The organism is Nonomuraea rosea (assembly GCF_039539705.1).
GTDB classification, from domain to species: Bacteria; Actinomycetota; Actinomycetes; order Streptosporangiales; family Streptosporangiaceae; genus Nonomuraea; species Nonomuraea rosea.
The window spans coordinates 132,267-154,181 of the sequence record NZ_BAABDQ010000004.1; the positions used below are offsets into that span (position 1 = coordinate 132,267).

Here is a 21,915-nt window from a genome sequence, read left to right on the forward strand (position 1 = left end):
GATGACCTTATGAGCGACGTGGAAACCGGCACGATCACCACGAAAGTGCCGGCCCGGCTGGATCGGCTGCCGTGGTCCCGGTGGCACTGGATGATCGTCGTCGGGCTCGGCACGGTCTGGATCCTCGACGGGCTCGAGGTCACCATCGTCGGCAACCTGTCCGCGCAGCTGGCCAAGCCGGGCAGTGGCCTGGACATCACCCAGGCGCAGGTCGCGGGTGTGGCGGCGGCGCTCTACGTGGCGGGCGCGTGCACGGGGGCGCTGTTCTTCGGCTGGCTGACCGACAAGTTCGGCAGGAAGAAGCTGTTCCTCATCACGCTGGTCGTCTATCTGGCGGCGACGCTGATGACGGCCTTCTCGTTCAGCGCGTGGTGGTTCCTGCTGTTCAGGTTCATCACGGGGTTCGGGATCGGCGGCGAGTACGCGGCCATCAACTCGGCCATCGACGAGCTCATCCCGAGCCGGCACCGGGGCCGCATCGACATCATCATCAACGGCAGCTACTGGCTCGGCGCGGCCGGCGGTGCGCTGCTGACCGTGCCCCTGCTGAACGACCTGCCGGTGAACATCGGCTGGCGCGTCGCGTTCGGCCTCGGCGTGGTGCTGGGCCTGGCCATCCTGCTCGTACGCAGGCACGTGCCGGAGAGCCCGCGCTGGCTGTTCATCCACGGCAGGGAGCGGGAGGCCGAGGAGATCGTCGGCGACATCGAGCGGCAGATCGGCCAGGACCTGCCGGAGCCGTCGGGGTCGACGACCGTCCACCAGCGCAAGTCGATCGGGTTCGTCCGGATCGCGCACACGATGGTCGCGCTCTATCCCAAGCGGACGGTGCTCGGGCTGTCGCTCTTCATCGGGCAGGCGTTCCTCTACAACGCCATCACCTTCGGGTACGCGCAGATCCTGTCCACCTTCTACAACATCGACACGCACACGGGCTACTACTTCGCGGTGATCGCGGTCGGCAACTTCCTCGGCCCGCTGCTGCTCGGCCACCTCTTCGACACCGTGGGCCGGGTGCCGATGATCTCGGCCACCTACATCGGCTCGGGAGCGCTGTTGCTGGGCACGGCCTGGCTGTTCAACCAGGGCGTGCTCACCGCGGTCACGCTGACCGCCTGCTGGTGCGCGGTGCTGTTCGTGGCCTCGGCCGGGGCCAGCTCCGCCTACCTGACCGTCAGCGAGATCTTCCCGATGGAGACCAGGGCGATGGCCATCGCGTTCTTCTTCGCGATCGGCACGGGCGCGGGCGGCATCGCCGGGCCGCTCATCTTCGCCTCGCTGGTCGAGACCGGGGTGCCGGGGGACACGGCGCTGGCGTTCACCATCGGTGCGCTCGTGATGATCGCCGGTGGCCTGGTCGAGCTGTTCTTCGGGGTCAAGGCCGAGCGCAAGGGGCTGGAGGAGATCGCGGCGCCGCTCACGTCGGCCGAGGCGCCGAAGACCGCATGAGCGCGAGCGCACGGGTGCTGTCGGCCAGGTAGAGGTGCGGCACGTCCACGAACACCCGCATCGGGCCGCGGTGCAGCCGCAGGCTCCGCGCCATCCCCGCGTGCACGTCCGCGAGCGGCACGTAGTTGAGGTAGCTGGTGTAGGCGTTCTGGGAGCGGAACGTCGCCGTCATGACGAGAGCGTCCTCCCTGATCCGGAACGCCACGCCGATCAGGCAGGGCACCGCGTCGTGCGGCTCGCCCGGCGTGGTCAGCGAGATCCACGCGCTCTTGCTGTACGGCTTCGCGCGCAGCAGGTCGGCCACCCAGGCGAGCTGGCCCTTGATCCGGGCCCCGTAGCTGTACTTGAACGGCGGCACGATCACGTCCTCGCTGAACTTCCTGCCGTACAGCTCCAGCAGGGCCGCGTCGCCGTACCGCTCGATGATCGGGTCGTCCCTGCTGACCCGCGCGATCTCGAACAGCACGGACGGGCCCTCGATCACGGGACCGCGGTCGTCGAGGGCGATCACGCCCGCCGACCAGACATGACGCATCAACCAGATCCACGCCTCCCCACACGACGCCCATCGAGGTGGGCCGGGCATTCAGGTCTCCAGATCAGGGAACTCGTAGGGGTGCTGCGGGAGCCGGCGCCGTCTGGTCACGTTGCAGCGCACGTAGTAGACGGCGTAGTGGATCAGCGCGACGAGCAGGATGCCGGTCATGAGCAGAAGCAGGCTCGGCTCCCGGCTGCCGAGGCCGGTCACCCCGACGGTCAGGTACGTGGAGTTGACCAGCGAGAGCATCATGACGTTGACGCCCGGCCAGGCCAGCGGCGCGTACGTCTCGGGGAACCGCGGGTCGATCGGCAGGTTCGGGCTCCAGTCGAGCACCGTCCTGAGCCTGGTCGCGTAGAGCAGGCGGAAGTTGTTGATCGCCCGCGCGGTCCTGGCATGCGCGTTGACCGCTTCGATCAGCCGCAGGAACGGCAGGACGCTGAGCAGGCCGAACGCTGTGACCAGGGCGAACAGGTACCACGGCACCCGGTCCCACTCCGTCAGGCTCTGCGGGTCGACGACCTTGGCACTGGCCAGCGCGATCGCCGCCAGGAACGGGCCGGCGAGCAGGCTGAGCGCGAGCCTGGTCATCTTCATGCGCTCTTCCTTGGCGGCGAGGTGGACGGCGTAGATGCCGGTGAAGTCCACCGCGGCGAGCTGGAGGAACTGGCTCGACGCCAGCTCGTCCTCCCGGATCAGGCGAAGGGGCGTCTTCCGCATGAGCGTGCTCCTGGGGCGAGTAACTCCAGTATGAGCACCTTTTTCGGGAAATGAAGATGATTCCTACCAATTGTTCCAACAAATCTCAACCGACGGTGGTCAGGCGGGCCATGCCGGCTACGCGATCGATGTACGCGGCCGGGAGACCGTACAGGATGCTCGCGATCTCCTGATCGTGGATCACCGGCAGGGCGGCCAGCGCGTCGGAGGCGAGGCCGCGGCAGTACGCGATCGTGTCGTCCACCATGCTGCTCGTCCGCAGCCTGCGCAGGACCTCCGCCACCTGCTCGTCGCTCATGCCCCTGCCCAGCAGGTCGCGGACGCCGTCGCCGGCCAGCAGCAGGGGCAGGCTGTAGACGCCCTGCCGCAGGTCGTTCGCGGCCGGCTTGCCGAGCTGCGCGCTGGAGGCGGTCAGGTCGAGCAGGTCGTCGAGCACCTGGAAGATCAGCCCGAACTTCTCCCCGTACGCCGCCATCCGCGCCCGCTCCTCGGCCGAGGCCCGTGCGCAGACCGCCGCCACCAGGCAGCCGGCCCTGAACAGCGCGGCCGTCTTGCCGGTGATGGAGCGCACCGCGCTCTCCTGGGTGCGCGCGGCGTTGAACAGGTCCGTCGTCTCCAGGTACTGGCCCTCCGCCAGCTCGACCACGGTGGCCGCGAGCACCTCGGCGACCGGCCTGGACACGGCGGTGATGGCCGCCAGCCCGGCCCTGGCCAGCATGAAGTCCCCGATCACCAGCGCCTTGCCGTCGCCCAGCTCGGCGTTGAGCGTCCTGGTGCCGCGGCGCTCGGTGGCCTGGTCCATGAGGTCGTCGTGCACCAGCGAGCCGGCATGGATGAGCTCGACGCACGCGGCGGCGGTGATCACCCGGCGGTCGGGCGTCTTGCCGAGCGCGAGTGCGGTGGCCAGCGTCAGGGCGGGCCGCAGCCGTTTGCCTCCGGCCGAGACGATGCGCTCGGCCCCGGCGTTGATCCCCGGCAGCGCGGACGACCCGCTCAGGCGGCGGATCCTGGCCTCGACCCGGATCAGTCCTTGTTCGACGGCCGGGTTGCGCAGTAGTTGATCCATGTCCCCAGCCTGCTTCCGAATCGCTGTGCCACGCCTGAGAAACCCTGTGCCGCACCTGAGAAACCCTGAGGGCCTTCTCAGCCCGCGGGTCTCCCCGCTGCCGGCCCTCGCTCGGGCCTCAGCCCGCTGCCGTCCTTTGCTCAGGCGCCTGGCATGCTGGCGATCAGTGCGGGCCGCCGCCTGGCCCGCGGACGGGAGCCGTCGCGTGACCGCATCGCCGGGCAGGGTCCTCTATCTCGTCGTGTGCGCGGCCGGGCCCGCCGCGCAGGCCGGCCGCCTCGTCGCCATGGCGCAGGAGGAGGGCTGGGTCGTCCAGATAGTCGCCACGCCGTCCGCGCTCGCCTTCATCGACGTGCCGGCGCTGGAGAATCAGACCGGCAGGCCCGTACGCAGCCAGTACCGCAAGCCGTCCGAGCCCCGGCCGCCCCGGGCCGATGCGATCATCGTGGCGCCGGCGACGTACAACACGATCAACAAGTTCGCCGCGGGCATCGCCGACACCTACGCGCTCGGCGTCCTGGCCGAAGCCCCCGGGCTCGGCATCCCCGTCGTCGTGCTGCCCTTCGTCAACAGCGCCCTGGCCTTTCGCGCCCCCTTCCTGCGCAGCGTCGAGGGGCTGCGGGCGGACGGGGTACGGGTGCTGCTCGGACCGGGGGAGTTCGAGCCGCACCCGCCGAGCGACGGCCCCGACCACTACGACGACTACCCCTGGAAGCGCGCACTGGCGGAGCTCCCCGCAACGTAAGAGCGTCAGGAGCGCCAGACGTCGAGGAGGTCCTGTGGGCGCCACACCTGGTCGAGGGGCAGCCCAGGCTCGGTGCCCGCTCGGGACACGGCCACTTTCGGGGTGTCGCCGGTGACTCCGGGGACGTGGGCCGCGCCGCGGGTGAGCGCGTCGTAGTCGTGACGATCGAACGGCCGGTGGTCGAGCCACTTGATCGACCCGGCGAAGTGGACGCGGCCGGCGACCGGCCCCCTGTCCGCGCCGACCAGGTCGATCTCCGGGTTGTTCTGGCGGTTCCACCAGCCGCCGATCTCCTCGGTGTCCGGCCAGGTGCCGTCCGGCAGCGCCCTGGCGAGCGTCTGGCGGACGACGGGCTCGACCGCCCGGCCGCGCCACGCCGTCCAGGAGCGTTCGATGCGCCGCAGGGCGAGATCGGGACGGCCACGCTCGCTGTCGGCGATCGCGCGCTGGAGGAACGCCAGCCAGAAGCGCAGGTAGGGGTCGGCGACGCGATACCGCTTGTTCTTGGTGTCCTGCCTGGTGGACAGCGGCAGGTCGGTGGCGATGACCTGCTTCGCCGCCAGGGCGTTGAGTATCGGGGCGAGCGTTCCCGACGGCAGCGGAGCCGCGCCGCCCGTCCTGGCGGCGATGTTGGCGAAGGTGCGCTCGCCCGTGCCGATGGCCTCCAGCACCGTCCGGGTGTGGCCGCTGGAGGGGAATTCGGCCAGAAGAGTGAGCGCGCCGGCGGCGAGAAGCGGTGACAGCGGAGAGGCGATGCTGCGGTTCAGGAAGTCGGTGCGGGAAAGCCCTGGCTCCCAGGAATGGACGATCTCCGGGAAGCCGCCGGTGATGAGGAGCGCGTCGATGGCGTCGGCCGCGTGCAGGCCGGTCATCGCCGCGACGTCGCCGAGATGCAGTGGCTTGACGGTCATGTGCGCGGCTCGCCCGAAGAACGGCCGGCCGTACTCCTGGAGGGCCTCCATCATGGCGAGGTCGCTGCCCACGAGGATCAGCAGGATCGGTCGTGCCGACAGGAACTTGTCCCAGACCGTCTGGAGTGCTCCTTCGAACTCGTGGTCCTGCTCGACGAGCCAGGGCACCTCGTCGAGGACGATGACACAGGGGGTGTCGCCGGCCGCTATGGCCAGGGCTCTCAACGCTTCGTTCCAGTCCTGCGGCCGGGCGCCCTGGATCAGCGCGGCGTCCGGGAACCCGGCACAGGCGGCGCTCTGGACGAGGTCCTGCCGTTCGGCGGCGGGCGTCCGGCTGCGCGACGCCTGAAAGACGATGTACGGGAGCCCCGAACGGTCACAGAACTCCTGCACCAGGCGTGATTTCCCGACCCGTCGCCGGCCGGTCATGATCAGGGCTCGCCCTCTGGTCGTCAGCTTCTGCTTCAGCACCAGGTCGAGTTGCTCGTCGAGCAGCCGGAGATCGTGTGCCCGGCCGGAGAAGCCTGTCCCCATCAAGGTCACCCATCGTCTAAGTAAGATCGTATCTTACTTAGATTCTATCTTAGTTGTGTTCTTGCGCCTGACACGGTGTGAGGCGGTATGCCAGGATGTGCCGACTTTCTGGAGGAGACATCGTGGCAATGGCTGACCGCGTGGACGACGTGCTGCGCAGTGGCAAGGCCCCCAACCTGCACGGGCTCGTGGTGCTGCGGGGCGGGGACGTCGTGCTCGAACGGTATGGGGCGGGCCAGGACCATCGGCTCAACGTGCCGCTGGGGCACGTCGAGTTCGGGCGGGACACGCTGCACGATCTCCGCTCCGTCACCAAGAGCGTCGTGGGGCTGCTGTACGGCATCGCGCTGAGGGACGGGCTGGTGCCGGAGCCGGGCGAGAGGTTGATGGGGCAGTTCCCGGAATATCCGGACCTGGGGGAGGATCCGGCGCGGGCGCGGCTGACGATCGAGCATGTGCTGACCATGACGCTCGGGCTCGACTGGGACGAGAGTCTGCCGTACACGGATCCGGCCAACAGCGAGATCGCGATGGAGCTGGCGGCCGACCGCTACCGGTACGTGCTGGGGCGTCCCTTCGTTGAAGAGGCGGGCACGCGGTGGCACTACAGCGGCGGGGCCACGGCGCTGCTCGGCGGGATCATCGCGCGCGGGGCCGGGCGGCCGCTGGCGGAGTACGCCGCCGCCATGCTCTTCGAGCCTCTGGGGATCCGCGCGTTCGATTGGTTCAAGGGGAACGACGGGGTGGAGGCGGCCGCCTCTGGGCTGCGGCTGCGGCCGATCGACCTGGCCGCCGTCGGCCGGCTGGTGCTCGACGGCGGCCGGGACGTCGTGCCCGGTGGGTGGATCGAGGAGATGCTGCGGCCGCGCGTGGTGATCGACGGTGACTTCCACTACGGCTACCAGTGGTACGTGAACACCGGAGAGCACCGCTGGGCCGAATGCATCGGGAACGGCGGGCAACGGCTGCTCGTGGCGCCCGGCGAGGACCTGGTCGTGGCGGTCACGGCCGGCGAGTACGACAGCGGCCAGGACAGCGCCACCGCCGTGCTCGACGCGGTCCTCGACAGGTAGGCGGGCCTTCTTCCTGAGCGTCTCGCCCTGGTCCTCGGCAAGCCGCTTCGACTCGGCAGGCAGTCCTGCCGGGTCGGGGGTGGAGCGGGGTGCGGCCCGTGGTTCAGGGCTGGAGCAGGATGCGGCCCGTGGTCGCGCCGCTCTCCACCAGGCGGTGGGCCTCGGCGGCCTCCTCCAGGGGCAGCGTCCTGTCGATGTGCGCGGCGCTCCGGCCCGAGGCGAGCCTGGCCAGCATCTCCGGATAGTGCGTGCCGAAGACCTGCCCCGCCCAGCCGGGACCGCTGCACCCGACCAGCGTCACCCCGCGGTCCATGACATCGGCGGCGGTGATGGCGGCCGGCTCGCCGCTCAGCAGCCCGTAGTAGAGCAGCCGGCCAGAGCCCGGCGTGAGGTGGTCGAGCACACGCCTGGCCGACATCCCGCCGATGGACTCGAAGGCGACGTCCACGTCGTCGGGCAGCTCGTCCTGCCAGCCGGGCGCGCCGTGGTCGAGCACGACGTCCGCGCCCAGGGCGGCGGCGCGCTCGCGCTTGGCGGGCGAGCCCGCCGTGGCGATCACCCGCGCCGCGCCGAACTCCTTGGCGTGCCGCACCAGATAGGTCGCGACCGAGCTGGTGCCCGCTTCCACCAGGACGGTCTCGCCGCCGTCGAGGCGCGCCCGATGGAGCAGGCCGAGGGCGATCGCGCCGGGCGCCGCCACGGCCAGCGCCGCCGTCGGGGTCACCCCGTCCGGCACGGGACAGGTCATGGCGGCGGGCATGATCACATACTCGGCGTACGCCCCGAGGCCACCGGTCACGCCTACCCGCGTGCTGCCCAGCAGTTTCTCATCGACTCCTTCGCCCACCTCCACGACCTCGCCGGCCGCCTCCGCGCCGAGCACGGCGGGCAGCGGCAGCGGGAACGGCAGCTTTCCGGCCCTGATCTGCGTCTCGGCGAAGCTGACGCCGACGACCTCGGCGCGGATGAGGATCTGGCCCGCGGCCGGGCTGGGCCGCGGGAGGTCCGCCGGCTCCAGCCGCTCGGGGCCGCCCATCTCGGTCAGGACGATCGCACGCATGGTCACTCCTTAAACTGAACCAGTGGTCCAGATAATATATGGACCACTGGTCAAGTTTGTCCATGGGAAAGAATGTCCGGATGGAACGTCGAGAGCGGGCCGACGCCGCGCGCAACAGGCAGGCGATCCTGCGGGCGGCCGAAGAACTGCTGCGGCGGCATCCGCCCGAGCAGGTCTCCGTCGAGCGCGTCGCCAGCGCGGCGGGGGTGGGGAAGGGGACGGTCTTCCATCGGTTCGGCAGCCGTACGGGGCTCATGCTGGAGCTCATGTCCGAGCGGGCGCGAGGGCTGGAGCAGGCGGTGACCGACGGACCGCCGCCGCTCGGCCCGGGAGCGGATCCGGCCGAGCGGCTGGTGGCGTTCTTCGCGGCGGTGGCGGAGCTGGCCGCGCGCAACGGGAACCTCATGGCGGCGCACGAGCACGCCATGGTCACCAGGAAGTCCGCCGCCGAGCAGCCGAGAGAGGCCAATCCGATCTACCTGTTCTGGCATCGGCACGTGTCGGTGCTGATCGCCGAACGGCGGCCCGACGTGGATGCCGGGCAGATCGCGCACATGCTGCTCGGCACGCTGCACATGGAGCCGGTCGCGAGCCAGCTGCGGGCCGGCCAGTACGAAGGGCTGGCGGCCAGCTTCGCGGCACTGGTCAGGGGGCTGATGGGGGAGGAGTGACCCCGCCCGCCGGCCCGCCGGAGGTGCCCGCCCGCCGGCTCCCCCTGCCCGTCGGCTGTCCTTCGGGTGCGGGTCAGAGGGGGAGGTGGGCGACGGCGGTGTGGAAGGCGGCGACGGCCGCTCTGATCGCCGGGTGCGCGCCGTTCCCCCTCCTGAACGCCGCCAGCGTGCGGCGGCTCAGCGGCAGCCGGGTGAGCGCCACCCCCCTCGGCGGGTCGATCGCCGCCAGGCGGGGCACGATCGCGATCCCCTGACCGGCCGCGACGAAGGCCAGCACCGTGTCGAAGTCGTCGATGTGGTGCCGCACGATCGGCTCGAACCCGGCCGCCTGGCAGGCCCTGATCGCCATGGTGTGGCAGAGGGTGCCGGGCTTGTTGGTGATCCACGAGTCCCCGCGGGCGGCGGCGATGGACGGCCGGTCGGTCAGGTACATCGCCTCGCTGAACAACGCCTCCGCCTCGATGGACGCGTCCGTGACCGGCGGCACGAAGTCGTACTCGTGGACGAGCGCCACGTCCAGCTCTCCCGCGCGCAGAGCGGCCGAGACATCGGCGGGGTCGATCTCGGAGACCATCGGCTCCAGCCCGGGGTGCGCGCCGGTCAGTCCGGCGAGGGCGGGCGGCAGCAGCACGCGGGCCGCCGTCGGGAACGCGCCGATCCGCAGCGGCCCAGAAGGCCCGCCCTTGGCGGCGGCCAGCGCGGCCGAGGCGCGTTCGAGCTGCTCCAGCACAGCCTGCGCGTGCTCGACCAGCAGCTGCCCGGCGGACGTCAAGGCCACCGTCCGGCCGGTACGCTCAAGCAACGGCACGCCCGCCTCCCGCTCCAGGGCGCTGAGCTGCTGGGAGACCGCGGACGGCGTGAACGTCACCGCCTCGGCCACCGCGGCGATCGTGCCCCGCCTGGCCAGTTCGCGGAGAAGGAGAAGCTTGCGCGGATCGAGCATAAGCTCACCTTAAGCTCAAGCGTAGAAATCCGCGCTGGACCTAACGGGTTCCCCCAGGCCACGCTCTAAGCATGCTGAGAGGAATCCACGTACCGCTGATCACGCCCTTCGCCCCGTCGGGCGAGGTGGCCGCGGACGCCATAGAGAAGCTCGCCGCCCATGTGCTCGACCAGGGCGCCGCGGGCCTGGTCGCGCTGGGCACGACGGGTGAGGTGGCCGCGCTCGACCCCGGAGAGCGGGCGCGGGTGATCGAGGTGTGCGCGCGGATCTGCGCGCAGCGGCAGGCGTTGCTGACGGTGGGCGTGACGGGGAACGACACGCGTTCGACGGCCAGGGCGCTGCGGGACCTGCCTGAAGGTGTGGGGGCCGCGCTGGTGACCGTGCCCTATTTCCTGCGGCCGGGCGAGCGCGGCGTGATCGCGCACTTCGAGGCGCTGGCGGAGGAGTCGCCGGTGCCGCTGGTGGTCTACCACATCCCGTACCGGACGGGTCAGGCGGTGAGCGCCGCGACGCTGCGGCGCGTGGGGGCGCATCCGAAGATCGCCGGTGTGAAGTACGCGGCCGGCGGCATCGACCAGGACGCGATCGACCTGCTCGGGGACCTGCCGGTCGGGTTCGAGGTGGTGGCCGGCGACGACGCGTTCGTGTCGCCGCTGCTGGCGCTCGGGGCGGCCGGTGGGATCCTGGCCTCGGCGCACCTGCAGACCGCGAGCTTCGTCGAGCTGGCGGACGCCTGGCACGCGGGGGACGTGGCGCGGGCCAGGGCGCTCGGGCACCGGCTGAACAAGCTGTCCACGGCACTCTTCGCCGAGCCCAACCCCACCGTGCTGAAGGGGGTGCTGCACGCCCAGGGCCTGATCCCGACCCCGGACGTGCGCCTGCCGCTGGTGCCCGCCGGCGACGAGTCGGTGTCGCGCGCCGTGGCCCTGGCAGGGTGATCCGGCGGCTTCACAGACTCGCCTGGTAGCGGTACATCCAGGCGAGCGACTCCTGGCTCGCGCTCTTCTTGAGGAAGATCGGCAGCATCAGGTCGCGGAAGACCCGGGCCACCGGGCCCGCGGCCTTGCTGTTGCTGATGGTCCGCGAGTACGCCACCACCCGCTCCACCCGCGGCCGCCGCTCGGCCTCGAACCGCTCGAACGCCTGCCGGTGGTCCCCGCTGTCGCGCAGGCACCTGGCCAGCACGATCGCGTCCTCGATGGCCAGCGAGGCGCCCTGGCCTGAGCTGGGCGAGGTGGCGTGCGCGGCGTCGCCGGTGAGCAGGACCCGGCCGCGGTGCCACACGGGGACCGGCGGCAGGTCGTGCACGGGCAGCGCCAGCTCGACGTCGCCGTTGGCGATGAGCTCGGCGGAGAAGTTCGCGTCGTTCTCGAACGCCTTGACCAGCACCGGCTTCCAGTCCGCCGGCACGTCTCCGAGCCGCCTGGGCAGGTTCGCGAACCACCAGGTCTCGCCCGACTCGGCCACGCTGTAGCCGAAGAACGCGCGCTTGCCGAAGACCATGTTGTACACGCCGGGCTCACCGGTGACGCCGGCGTCCTTGACGATCCCGCCGAAGCTGTAGAGGCCGCTGTAGCGGGGCGCGGGCGCCTGCGGGTCGAGGAGCTGCCGGGTGCGCGAGTGCACGCCGTCGCACGCGATCAGCAGGTCGCCGGTCGCCTCCGTGCCGTCCTCGAACCTGGCCACCACGTCCGTGCCCCTGTCGTCGTACGAGATCAGGCGCTTGCCGTACGAGATCGGGATCCCGCGCTGGGCGGCCTCGTCGCGGATGGTCCGATAGAGGTCGGAGCGCAGGACGGTGTGGCTCACGGTGCCGTCGTCCAGGCGCAGGCCGTTGGCCACCTCGCCGAGCCGCTTGCCGGAGCCGCTCCACATGACCATCCGCGGGGTGGGGATGGCCGTGGCGAGCACCTTCCTGTGCGCGCCGAGCACGCGCAGGGCGGCCAGGCCGTTCGAGGCGATGTTCAGGAACGAGCCGACGTCCTCCGCGCCCTGGCCGTACGCCTCGAAGATCTCGGCGTCGATGCCCACTTCGCGCAGGGCCATCGCGGTGACGGGGCCGCCGATGCCGCACCCTATGATCAGAGCCTTCATGGTGATAACCTTTCGTTCGGTCGAACGAAATATATGGCGGCGGGAGCGGCGATGTCCAGAGATATTTCGGAGCACCGAAAGAATTTGCTGGAGGCGCTCGGCATGGCGGGCCGGGAGAACAGCAACGCCGCCGTGATGTACCACAGCGCCATGGGGGAGCGGCTGGGCCTGGGCATGACCGAGGAGAAGACCCTCGACCTGCTGCAACGCCTCGGGCCGCTGACGGCGGGGGAGATCGGGCAGCACGCGGGGCTGGCGCCCGCGACGGTCAGCGGGCTGATCGACCGGCTGGAGGCCAAGTGGCTGGTACGCCGGGTACGCGACACCAAGGACCGGCGCCGGGTCATCGTCGAGATCAACCACGAGCGGCTGGCCGGGTTCGCCGAGCTGTTCGAGCCGTTCGTGGCGGCGCTGTCGGAGCTGTACGGGCGCTACACCGATGCGGAGCTGGAGCTGATCCTCGACTTCGTCAACCGGTCGACCGCCCTGCAGCGACGGGCCACCGAGGAGCTGGTGCGGGAGACGTCCTGAGCCGGCCCAGGAGCCTCAGCCTTCCGGCCCCCTGAGCCGGCCACCCCGGCCGGCCCAGGAATCTCAGCCTTCCGACCCCCTGATCGCCGTGCCCACCTCGCGGACCCGGTCGGCCAGCAGGCCGATCGCGCCGACCGCCCTGGTCATCGGGTCGTCCTCGGCCCCGCCGAGCGCCTTGCCCCTGAGGTAGGCGGCCTTGACCACCGCCCACCGCTCGGCCTGCTCCGGGGTCAGCCGCCCGCGCAGCTCCGCGAGCTTGAGCAGGTTGGCCTCGGCGTCCGAGGTGAGGGTCTGGGCCTCGCCCGCGTAGTGGTCGTCGATCACCGCTTCGAGCTCGTCGTCGTTCATGGCCGGGACGATGCGCTCGGCCAGCTTGTTCATGTTCCGGTACGAGCCCTGCAGCCGGTACGGGGGCTCGGTGCGCGCGGCGTCGGACTGGGCGGCCGAGGCGATGTAGGCCCGGTTGTTGGCCAGCACGACCTCCTGAACCCGGACCAGCTTGCCCAGCACGCTGAGGATCTGATCCAGCTCGGGCCGGCTGAAGGGATGCTGGAGCTGGTCGGCCCTGACCGTGGTGTCGCCGCGGGCCAGCCGTACGAGCAGCTCCACGTCCGTGCGGTCGCGGCCGGACAGCGGCGCGAGCACGGGGTTGGAGGTGAGCGCGTTATCCACGTAGCTCAGGGCGAACAGGTCGTCCTTGCCCGACAGGACGTCCCCCAGGTTCCACACGTCGGCCCGGTTGGCGAGCATGTCGGGGATGCGGAACCGCCGGCCCGATTCGGTGTACGGGTTGCCCGCCATGCACACCGCGAACCGCTTGCCGCGCAGGTCGTACGTGCGGGTGCGGCCGTTCCAGACCCCCTCGATGCGGCGCTGGGCGTCGCACAGGGAGATGAACTTCTGCAGCAGCTCAGGCGAGGTGTGCTGGATGTCGTCCAGGTAGAGCAGCGTGTTGTTGCCCGTCTCCAGCGCGAACGAGATCTTCTCCACCTCCTGCCTGGCCGTCGCGTCGGGCGCGTCCGCCGGGTCCAGCGAGGTCACCTCGTGGCCCAGCGCGGGCCCGTTCACCTTGACGAACACCAGGCCGAGCCGGCTGGCCACGTACTCCATCAGGGTGGTCTTGCCGTAGCCGGGCGGCGAGATGAGCAGCAGCAGGCCCATCTGGTCGGTCCGCTTGCCCGCGCCCGCCGCGCCGAGCTGCTTGGCCAGGTTGTCGCCGATCAGCGGCAGGTACACCTCGTCGAGCAGGCGGTTGCGCACGAACGCGCTCATGACCTTGGGCTTGTACTCCTCCAGGCGCAGCCGGCGGCGCTCGGCCTCGACCAGCTCGCTCCGCCGCCGCTGGTAGGCGCGGAAGGCCGGGACCCGCTCGGCCCCGAACGCGCGCGTCCTGGTCAGCAGCTCGTCGAGCCTGATCTCCAGCCTGCGGTCGGTGATGCGCGGGTGCGCGCCGAGCAGGCCCTCCACGGTCTCCGTGGTCGCGGCGCTGGAGTCGTGCCTGGGCAGGTGGTCGCACAGCTGCAGGGCGATGACCTCGGCCACCTCGGGACCCTGGTGGTAGGCGGTGATCCAGGCCTGGGCGAGCTGCAGGCGCTCGGCCAGCGGCACGGCCTTCAGATCCTCCTCGAACTCCCGTGCCTTCACCGGCCCCAGCGCCTGGCGGAAGCCGTCGAGGACGTCACGGGCCGCCTTGCTGGTCACGAACCCCGGCCGGGCGCCGCCGAGCTCCTCGACCAGGTACTCCCCGGCGAGGCCCGCCGCCTGCGCCGGGCTCATCCGCAGGCCCGTCACGAACTCCGCGACCGCGCCGCCCAGCTCCGCGGCCAGCGCGTCGAGGGCGGGCGTACGGCCGAACACCGCCCGCGCCCGCACCAGCGACACGGCCCGGGTGGCGAATGTTTTACGTGAAACCTCGTCCGCGCCGAAAGCCCAGTACAGCTGTGCCATCGCCCGCGCCTCGGCCGGGTAACGCAGCAGCCCCGCCCCTTCGCGCAACCGCACCAGCGTGTCCAGGATGGCGGCGGCGTCGTGGTCGTGGACCCCGCGTTCGTAGCCCTCGTCGTAGCGGGACTCGGCGGCCTGACGTACCAGGTCGGCGAGGGGCGCGCCGGTCGAGACCGAGTCCAGCAGCGAGGCGGCCAGGTGCTCGGACCGATAGACCTCCGGCGTCTCCGAGACCAGGAGCTGGTCCCAGAAGGGCCGGGTGTCGGCGAACGCGTCGGGCACGGGAGCGCGGTAGTCCGTTCCCGTGATCGCGAAATGCATGGCCCCGTCGTGCGGCACCAGCGTCAGATCGATGGGCTGGGTGTTGACGGCGAAGCGGTGGTGGCCGAGCCGCAGCGTCTCGCCACCGTCGGAGAACAGGTCGAGCCGGTCCCGCAGCGCGCGCCCGGCCTCCTGCTGGGCCGACTTGACCCGCCCGTCCAGCTCCTCGGCGCGTACGGCGTCACCGAGCCCGCGCAGCTCGGCGGTGGCCGAGCGGACCTTGGCCACCATCGGGTCGGTGGCGAAGTAGGTGTTGACCTCGTCCAGCGAGCTCAGCGTGCCGAGCCGCCTGGTGATCCCGCCCAGCACGCGCTCGGCGGAGGCGAAGAGGCGGTCGGCGCGCCTGGCCAGCGCGTCGAGCTGGGTCTGCTTGCGCGACGAGAACGCCTCGTACACGTCGTCGCGCTTGGCGGCGAGCTGCGTCGCGAAGTCGTCGAACTCGCCGAACCGCGACTCCAGGCCCTCCACCTGCAGCAGCAGCCGGCCGAGCTGGTCGTCGCACTTGTCCGGCGTGTCGGCCATCGCCAGCGCACCCGTGATCGCCTGGCCCAGCAGCGCGAACTCGGCCGCGAACGCCGCCCGGCCCTCCGTGCCCAGCAGCTCGCGGCGGCGGCCGTCGAGGAGCGCCCTGGCCCGGTTCACGCCGCCGAGCACCTCGGCGATCCGGCCCAGGATGGAGGTGCGGACGGTGGCGTCGGCGATGTCCAGCGAGCCGACCACCTCCGTCACCACCTCCAGCCCTTCCGCCTGGTCGGCCAGCCGGTCCGCGACGGGGACCGCCTCGGCGACCGTGCCGATCGCGGCCGCGTCGGCGGCCAGCCGCTCGACGGCCGCGTGGTAGCCGGTGAACGCGTCGGCGCCCTCCAGGAAGGCGACCGCGCGCTTGCCGGCCGAGCCCAGCTCCTCCGTCAGGGAGGCGGCCAGCCCGTCGAGCGCGGCCAGGTCGATGTAGCGGACCTCGCGCAGCGTCACCAGGTGCCCCTGGGCCCTGCGCAGCGTGGCCAGCGTGGTGACCCAGGCGTCGGCGGTGACCGGGGTGCCGGCCCTGGCCTCGCGTACCAGGTGGGTGGTCTCTTCCGTGGCCTTCGTGAGCGTCTGCGCGGCGAGGCGGGTGAGCTGCTCGACGTTCTCGTACTCGTCGAGCACCTGCTCGGCCGTGGCGCGCACGTCGGCGAGCGGCCCGCGCAGGCCGTGCTCGCCGAGCCAGTGGTAGGAGTCGAACGCCCGCGTGCAGGCGGCGATCAGCCCTTCGAACGTCCCGGCCGACGGCGCCATCTCCTCGACCATGCGGGAGACGGACAGGCAGTCGGAGACGCCGCGCACCAGCTCCGCGTTGCCGATGCGCTCCAGCGGGCCCGTCCCGGCAGGCTGGGCGGCGGCGTAGGTGTCGGACACGTACGGGGTCTGCCACACCTGCATCGGGTGGACCCTGGTCGGCTCCTCGGAAGTGGCGCGGAAGACCACCATCGTGCCGTCGTCGAACAGCGAGTAGCCGTGACAGACGATGGGGTTGGCCACCTCCTTCCTGATCACGTTGTACGGCAGCAGCAGCGAGCGGCCGTCGCCCCTGGCGTGGAAGACGTACAGGACGTCCTCGCCGTTGGGGGAGCGGACCACCCGCTCGAACTCCAGATCCGTCACGTCCGTGTCGAACGTCTTGCTGAGCCCCGTCGTCAGGTAGAAGCCGCCGGGGAAGATCAGCCCCTGGTCCTCGGGCAGCCGCTGGCAGGCCTGCCCGATGCCGTCGAGCCGGGCCACGGTCTTCGTCCGCGTGTTGAAGACCAGGTGCCGCCAGACGGTCTCCTTGTACGGCCTGATCCGCATGAGGATGAGCGGGCCCACGCGGGTGTACTCGACGTCGGCGTCCGCCAGGCTCTGCAGCGGCTCGGCGACCGGCTCGGCGTAGATGCCCGCGCCGCTCTCCGTGTTGTCCTCGACCTTGATGGTCAGGTCGCCGCCGACGGTCTCGACGAAGACCTCGCCGCCGATGGAGATGTGCGGGTGTCGGCCGAGCACGTGGTCGTCGCGGGTGGTCGGCGTCCACTCGAAGTCGTGGGACGGGGGGAAGGTGTGGTCACGCTCCCCCCTGTTATCCAGATATTTCGGGACTCCGCCGTTGCTGATCGTCCAGCGCAGCACCCGCAGGTCCGCCTGACCCGTCTGGAACACCGCCAGCAGCTTGCCGTCCACCCGCCTGAGCTGCTGGAGCCGCGTCTCCTTGTAGTAGCGGTACAGCTCGGCGAAGTCCTTCTTGAAGGTCGCGTCGTCCAGCGTCTCCAGCTTGTCGGCGTCGAACCTGAAGGCGTCGCCGTCCCTGGAGAAGCGGTGCACCGCGAACACGTCCGCCACCGTCGTCTCCGGCTTGAGCCCGATGAAGACGTTGTAGCCGAACAACATCACGTCGCCCAGGGAGACGATGTCCCTGGGGACGCAGTTGTTCTCGGTCCGGATCCGCTCGGTGCCCAGCAGGCGCAGCTCCGCGCCGCCGAACACGCTCAGCCGCTGCCCGTTGAGCGTCCCGGCCGCCGCCGCGAGCGCCTTGGCCTGGGCCCGGAGCCGGTTCCTGAGGACCTCGTACGTCCCCGCCTCCAGCTCCGTGCCGGCTTCCAGAATGCCCACAGATCGTCAGCCCTTCGCTCCGGCCAGGCTCACCGGGCTCAGCGCGGCCACCGGGGAGTCGGCCACGCCCAGCCGGCGGGCCGTCTCCAGCAGCTCGCCGAGCGCGGACGACTGCGGGCCGCCGCTCTGGATGAGCTTCATGAGCAGGGCGGAGACGGTGAGGTTCTTCAGGTCCTCACTACGCACCCCGCCGACCACGTTCGCGAGGTCGGCGGCCAGGCTGGCGGTCCCGTTGACGTACGGACCCACCAGGGCCCCCGCGACCTGCGAGTGGTCCACGAAGCCGTCCACCACCTTGCCCGCGGTGATCGAGCCGACCACCTTGTCGAAGAACATCGTGTCGCCGCCGACGATGTCGATGTTGGCCTTGGCCAGCCCGGCGGCCAGCACACTCGCCTGGGACTCCGCCACCTGGCGGGACACGTCGATGTGCTTGAGCCGGATCTCCTTGTCGGCCTCCAGGCGCAGGCGGTACTCCTCGTGGCCCCTGCTGGCGTCGTCCAGCGCGGCCATCGCGGCCGCCTTCAGGGTCAGGCCCTCGGCCTCGGCCTTCAGCTTCTCGCCGACCGCGGTCGCGCCCGCCAGCGCCATCGCCTGCTCGCCCTCGGCCTGCGCCTTGAGCCGGTCGCCCTCGACCGTCGCCATGGCCCTGGCGCCGTCGGCCTCGGCCGCGAGCCGCTCCTTCAGCACCGCGGCCTCGGCGCGGCCCACCTTCTCGATGGCGTCGGCGTCGCGCTCCTTGACCTGGACCTGCGCCAGGCCGCTCGCGGCGGTCTCGGCCTGGATGCCCTCGGCCAGCCGGATCTTGGCGCGCGCGTCGAGCTCGGCGGCCTGCTGCCTGGCCTCGGCGAGCACGAGCTCCTCGCGGGCCCTGAACTTGGAGGCCGCCTCCGAGGCCTCGGCCGCCTTGATGTCCTTGACCAGGCTCTCCTGCGCCTCGGCCTCGGCGGCGATGATCACGCTCTGGCGGGTGCGCTCGGCCTCCTCGACCACGCGCAGCCGCTTGATGCTCTCCTCCTGCTCGGCCACCGTCTTGTCGACGGCGATGCGCTCGCGGATGACCTCGGCGATCGACCGCTTCTCGGTCTCGACCTCCTTGTCCTTCGCGATGCGCGACAGCTCGGTCTCCCGCTCGCGGGCGATGACCTCCAGCATGCGGTCCTTCTCGATGCGCTCGCTCTCGATCGCGATCACGCGCTCGCGGTTCTTCTCGGCGACCGCGATCTCGCGGGCCTGGTTCTCCTGCTGCACGCCGAGCTGCTCGTCGGTCTTGATGCTGGCGGTCACCGCGCGCAGCCGCTCCTCGGCCTGCACGCGGGCGACCTCGGCCTCCTCGCGCGCCCTGACGGTCTCGATCTCGCGGCGCTGCTTGAGCTCGGCGTCGGCCTCGCGGCGCTTGAGCTCCAGGATGGCCTCGCGGGCGTCCACGTTCTGGCGGGTGATCTCCTTCTCCTCGTTGCGCTGGAACTCGTTCGTGCGGATGTGCTCGATCGCCGTGAGCTCGGTGATCTTCCTGATGCCCTGCGCGTCGAGGATGTTGCTCTTGTCGAGCTGGTGCAGCGCGGTCTGCTCCAGGTAGTCGATGGCGGCGTCTTCGAGGCTGTAGCCGTTCAGGTCCGTGCCGATGAGCCGGACGATCTCGTCGCGGAACTCGTCGCGCTTGGTGTAGAGGTCGACGAAGTCCAGGTGTTTGCCGGCCGTCTTCAGCGCTTCGGAGAACTTCGCGCTGAACAGCTCCTGCAGCGTCGTCTCGTCGCTGGCCCTGGCGGTGCCGATGGCCTGGGCGACCTTGATGACGTCCTCGGCGGTCTTGTTCACGCGGACGAAGAACGTGATCTTGATGTCGGCCCTGATGTTGTCCCGGCAGATGAGGCCCTCGCGGCCGGTCCGCTCGATCTCGATGGTCTTGACCGAGATGTCCATGATCTCGGCCTTATGGACGACGGGGAGGACCACGGCGCCGGTGAACGTCACATCGACTCTGTTGACCTTCGACACGATCAGCGCCTTGCCTTGTTCCACCTTGCGGAAAAGGCGGCCGACGACGACCAGCAGGCCAATCACGACGATCAGGATGACGGCGAGGAATATGCCGAAGCCGGTAGAGATGACGTCCATCAGTGCTCGCTTTCGTAGGGCATGACCCAGAAAAATTCGCCGTCTTTGTGGTATTCGAAGATGAGTGCGTTGTCTCCGCGCGCGAGGCGGTCCTGTCCGGTCGTACGGACCTGCACGACCGCGGACGAGCCGTCGGTGGCGGTGACTTCGGCCTGGCCGAAGTCGGGGGTGGCCGTGCCGGTGCGGATGACGCACATCTGGCCGACGAAGTCGCCGCGCGAGTGCCGGTCCCCTTCGGGGAACAGCCTGCGCAGCGGAACCAGCAGGCCACGGATGGCAAGCCAGCTCAGGGCCGCGGCGGCGAAGGGGACGGCGATCAACGGGCCGCCACTCGCCACCTGACTGCCGATCAGGCAGAGCAGCCACGCCACCGCGATCAGCAGCGAGAGCGTGATTCCGGCGGGCACTCCCCCGAGGCCCAGCCACGTCGCGTCGTCCTCCAGCTCGAACAGGCCGGTGATGACGGTCAGCCAATAACCGACGACCACGACGAGAAGGAAGCTGAAAATGACAGTGGGAAAGCTCAATGCAGTGAGTATGAAGTTGGTCATACCGCCTCGGTGTACCCATCCCCCGGTGTTGTCCTGACGGACTCTATCTAGATAAAGCGCAACTAAAGACGAAAGTTCCCGAAACAGTCTGATAAAGCGGACAGTTGACCTCAGCCTAGGTTGAGGTACCAGGCTGGGGGCATGAGCGACGTGATGAGAGCGGCGGCCTTCGCCGAGCCAGGCGGCCCCGACGTGCTGAAGGTGATGGAGTTGCCCGCCCCGCAGGCGGGTCCCGGAGAGGTGCGGGTGCGGGTCCGGGCGGCCGGCGTGCAGCCGTTCGACGCGGCCGTACGAGCCGGGTGGCTGCCTCCCTACATGGGGGAGATCGGCTACCCGCGCATCCCCGGCAACGAGTTCGCGGGCGTGGTCGATCAGGTGGGCGCGGGCGTGACCGGGGTGGCGGCGGGGGACGAGGTGCTCGGGTTCTCCCGGCTGTTCGCCTACGCCGAGTACATCGTGGTCGCGGCGGCCGACGTGGCGGCCAAGCCCGCCGGGGTGCCCTGGGAGGTGGCCGGCGGGCTGACCGCGGGCGTGCAGACCGCCGAGCTGGCCATCGACGGCATCGGCGTGGCGGACGGCGAGACGCTGCTGGTGCACGCCGCGGCCGGGTCGGTGGGCACGGCGGCCGTGCAGATCGCCAGGAGGCGCGGCGCCACCGTGATCGGCACCGCCCGCGAGGCCAACCACGACTACCTGCGCGCCCTCGGCGCCATCCCGGTCGCGTACGGGGACGGGCTGGCGGACCGGGTACGGGCGCTCGCCCCCGGCGGTGTGGCCGCGGCGCTGGACGGCGCGGGCGGGCACGCCCTGGAGGTCTCGATCGAGCTGGTGAAGGACCGTGGGCGCATCGTCACCCTGGTCGAGCACGCCAAGGCGGCCGATCTGGGCGTCAGGCTGGTGCAGGGGGAGCGCACCGCGGAGCGGCTCGGGCGTTACGCCGCACTGTACGCCGAGGGGCAGTTCGCGTTCCCGGTGCGCAGGGCGTACGCGCTGGCGCAGGCCGCGGAGGCGCACAGGGAGATCGAGACCGGCCACGGCCAGGGCAAGATCGTCCTGTCGATCTGACCCCTACTGGCGTTGCCGCACGGCCTCGGCGACGGCGAGCTGGATCTCGATCCACTCGTCCGTGCCGTCGCCGCCGTCCGCGACGTCCCAGAGGCAGTTCTGCAGCGCCCGGCCGAGCGTCCAGCCGGCCGCCCGCCGCGGGTCGAGCCCGAGGCGCTCCACCATCAGGTCGAAGCGCTTGAGCACCGTCCGCGCCACGTCGCCCGACGCGACCACGTCGTCCCACCGGTTGTCGAGCGCGGGCATCAGGTCGAACCCCGGGTCGCCGGCCAGCGGCTTGGGGTCGATGCTCAGCCACGGCTCCCGTTCGGCGGCCAGCACGTTGTCGTAGTGCAGGTCCCAGTGCAGCAGCCGGTCGCCGGGCTCGGGGACGAGCTCGGCGACCGCCGCCGCGCACCAGCGCATCCAGTGGCGGTTGCGCTCGTGCGGCAGCTTCGCCACCGCCTGGTCCACGTCGTCGAGCATGGCCTGGGCGATGTCGCCCAGCCGGCGCATCCCCTCGGGCGCGGGATAGGCGGTCAGGCGGGCCAGCAGGTCCGCCAGGATGCCCATCGCCTCCATGTCGTCCGGCAGGCTGGACAGCGATCTGTCGGCTTCGAGCCGTTCGAGCAGCAGGGTGCCGGTCGCCGGGTCCGAGTCGAGCAGCAGCACCGACGCGTCACCCGCCCACGTGGCGAGGCCGGGGGCCTCGGTGTCGTTCTCGTCGGTGACGGGTTGCAGCTTGAGCGCGGCCTTCGTGCCGTCCTCGCGGAGCACGGGCAGGACCAGGGACACCACGCCGTGCCTGGGCTCGCCGTCGAGCCGGAGCGCCCACTCCTCCAGATAGCGCTCGGCCAGCGCGGGCAGGCCGGCCGACCAGGCGCGCCCGGCCTCCCCGTCGTACTTCACATGTGATGCGGTCAACGCCGCGGGCACCTTGATCCTCATGCCCTCAGTCTGCCCCTGGCACCAGGCCAGAGGCC

18 protein-coding genes are annotated in these 21,915 nt (G+C 70.8%); 7 read left to right on the forward strand and 11 right to left on the reverse strand.

All coding sequences use genetic code 11. The annotated features are described in order from the left end of the window. Positions 1 to 9: 9 nt before the first annotated feature. Positions 10 to 1,449, forward strand: coding sequence for an MFS transporter (locus ABEA43_RS11625; protein WP_345561022.1), 1,440 nt, complete (start codon positions 10 to 12; stop codon positions 1,447 to 1,449). On the opposite strand, the gene ABEA43_RS11630 is transcribed toward ABEA43_RS11625, so the two are convergent. From ABEA43_RS11630 to ABEA43_RS11640, 3 genes are all read right to left on the reverse strand, one after another. Next, entirely contained in the window at positions 1,418 to 1,984 is a 567-nt protein-coding gene (locus ABEA43_RS11630) for a thymidylate synthase family protein (RefSeq protein WP_345561024.1), read from the reverse strand. The two genes, ABEA43_RS11625 and ABEA43_RS11630, sit on opposite strands and share 32 nt — an antisense overlap. 51 nt (positions 1,985 to 2,035) lie before the next feature. Then, a complete protein-coding gene (locus tag ABEA43_RS11635) occupies positions 2,036 to 2,707 on the reverse strand; it encodes a hypothetical protein (RefSeq protein WP_345561025.1) in 672 nt (223 codons plus the stop codon). Between the two features lie 85 nt (positions 2,708 to 2,792). Beyond that, a complete protein-coding gene (locus tag ABEA43_RS11640) occupies positions 2,793 to 3,773 on the reverse strand; it encodes a polyprenyl synthetase family protein (RefSeq protein WP_345561027.1) in 981 nt (326 codons plus the stop codon). A 205-nt stretch (positions 3,774 to 3,978) separates the two neighbouring features. On the opposite strand from ABEA43_RS11640, the gene ABEA43_RS11645 reads away from it, so the two are divergent. Further along, a complete protein-coding gene (locus tag ABEA43_RS11645) occupies positions 3,979 to 4,518 on the forward strand; it encodes a flavoprotein (protein ID WP_345561028.1) in 540 nt (179 codons plus the stop codon). A gap of 5 nt (positions 4,519 to 4,523) precedes the next feature. Here the strand turns inward: ABEA43_RS11645 and ABEA43_RS11650 are convergent, their stop codons facing one another. Then, positions 4,524 to 5,963 (reverse strand): ATP-binding protein, encoded by a 1,440-nt coding sequence (locus ABEA43_RS11650; RefSeq protein ID WP_345561029.1) that lies wholly within the window; start codon positions 5,961 to 5,963, stop codon positions 4,524 to 4,526. 128 nt (positions 5,964 to 6,091) lie between these two features. Between ABEA43_RS11650 and ABEA43_RS11655 the strand changes: the two genes are divergently transcribed. Next, entirely contained in the window at positions 6,092 to 7,036 is a 945-nt protein-coding gene (locus ABEA43_RS11655; protein WP_345561731.1) for a serine hydrolase domain-containing protein, read from the forward strand. Positions 7,037 to 7,139: 103 nt separating this feature from the next. Here the strand turns inward: ABEA43_RS11655 and ABEA43_RS11660 are convergent, their stop codons facing one another. After that, on the reverse strand, positions 7,140 to 8,096 hold the full coding sequence (locus tag ABEA43_RS11660; protein WP_345561030.1) for a quinone oxidoreductase family protein: 957 nt from the start codon (positions 8,094 to 8,096) through the stop codon (positions 7,140 to 7,142). 80 nt (positions 8,097 to 8,176) lie between these two features. Here ABEA43_RS11660 and ABEA43_RS11665 point away from each other — a divergent pair, with 80 nt between their 5' ends. Beyond that, on the forward strand, positions 8,177 to 8,767 hold the full coding sequence (locus tag ABEA43_RS11665) for a TetR/AcrR family transcriptional regulator (protein ID WP_345561031.1): 591 nt from the start codon (positions 8,177 to 8,179) through the stop codon (positions 8,765 to 8,767). A gap of 73 nt (positions 8,768 to 8,840) precedes the next feature. Here the strand turns inward: ABEA43_RS11665 and ABEA43_RS11670 are convergent, their stop codons facing one another. After that, entirely contained in the window at positions 8,841 to 9,710 is an 870-nt protein-coding gene (locus ABEA43_RS11670) for a LysR family transcriptional regulator (protein WP_345561032.1), read from the reverse strand. A 71-nt stretch (positions 9,711 to 9,781) separates the two neighbouring features. Between ABEA43_RS11670 and ABEA43_RS11675 the strand changes: the two genes are divergently transcribed. Continuing rightward, a complete protein-coding gene (locus ABEA43_RS11675; RefSeq protein ID WP_345561034.1) occupies positions 9,782 to 10,648 on the forward strand; it encodes a 4-hydroxy-tetrahydrodipicolinate synthase family protein in 867 nt (288 codons plus the stop codon). A gap of 10 nt (positions 10,649 to 10,658) precedes the next feature. On the opposite strand, the gene ABEA43_RS11680 is transcribed toward ABEA43_RS11675, so the two are convergent. Next, complete coding sequence (locus ABEA43_RS11680) at positions 10,659 to 11,804, reverse strand: FAD-dependent oxidoreductase (protein WP_345561035.1); 1,146 nt, start codon at positions 11,802 to 11,804, stop codon at positions 10,659 to 10,661. Positions 11,805 to 11,855: 51 nt separating this feature from the next. Here ABEA43_RS11680 and ABEA43_RS11685 point away from each other — a divergent pair, with 51 nt between their 5' ends. Continuing rightward, the gene (locus tag ABEA43_RS11685) at positions 11,856 to 12,335 is read left to right on the forward strand and encodes a MarR family winged helix-turn-helix transcriptional regulator (protein WP_345561037.1); all 480 of its coding nucleotides are present in this window, start codon (positions 11,856 to 11,858) and stop codon (positions 12,333 to 12,335) included. A 63-nt stretch (positions 12,336 to 12,398) separates the two neighbouring features. Here ABEA43_RS11685 and ABEA43_RS11690 read toward each other — a convergent pair whose 3' ends face one another. Genes ABEA43_RS11690 through ABEA43_RS11700 form a run of 3 tightly spaced genes read right to left on the reverse strand, consistent with a single transcriptional unit; the run spans position 12,399 to position 19,888 of the window. Further along, positions 12,399 to 17,219, reverse strand: a complete 4,821-nt coding sequence (locus ABEA43_RS11690; protein WP_345561039.1) for a DNA repair ATPase — start codon at positions 17,217 to 17,219, stop codon at positions 12,399 to 12,401. A gap of 6 nt (positions 17,220 to 17,225) precedes the next feature. Further along, entirely contained in the window at positions 17,226 to 19,337 is a 2,112-nt protein-coding gene (locus tag ABEA43_RS11695) for a flotillin family protein (protein WP_345561041.1), read from the reverse strand. Next, positions 19,337 to 19,888 (reverse strand): hypothetical protein, encoded by a 552-nt coding sequence (locus ABEA43_RS11700; RefSeq protein WP_345561042.1) that lies wholly within the window; start codon positions 19,886 to 19,888, stop codon positions 19,337 to 19,339. The genes ABEA43_RS11695 and ABEA43_RS11700 overlap by 1 nt, the downstream gene beginning before the upstream one ends. 141 nt (positions 19,889 to 20,029) lie before the next feature. On the opposite strand from ABEA43_RS11700, the gene ABEA43_RS11705 reads away from it, so the two are divergent. After that, entirely contained in the window at positions 20,030 to 20,953 is a 924-nt protein-coding gene (locus tag ABEA43_RS11705; RefSeq protein WP_345561044.1) for an NADP-dependent oxidoreductase, read from the forward strand. 3 nt (positions 20,954 to 20,956) lie between these two features. On the opposite strand, the gene ABEA43_RS11710 is transcribed toward ABEA43_RS11705, so the two are convergent. After that, positions 20,957 to 21,880, reverse strand: a complete 924-nt coding sequence (locus ABEA43_RS11710; protein ID WP_345561046.1) for an aminoglycoside phosphotransferase family protein — start codon at positions 21,878 to 21,880, stop codon at positions 20,957 to 20,959. Between the last annotated feature and the right edge of the window lie 35 nt (positions 21,881 to 21,915).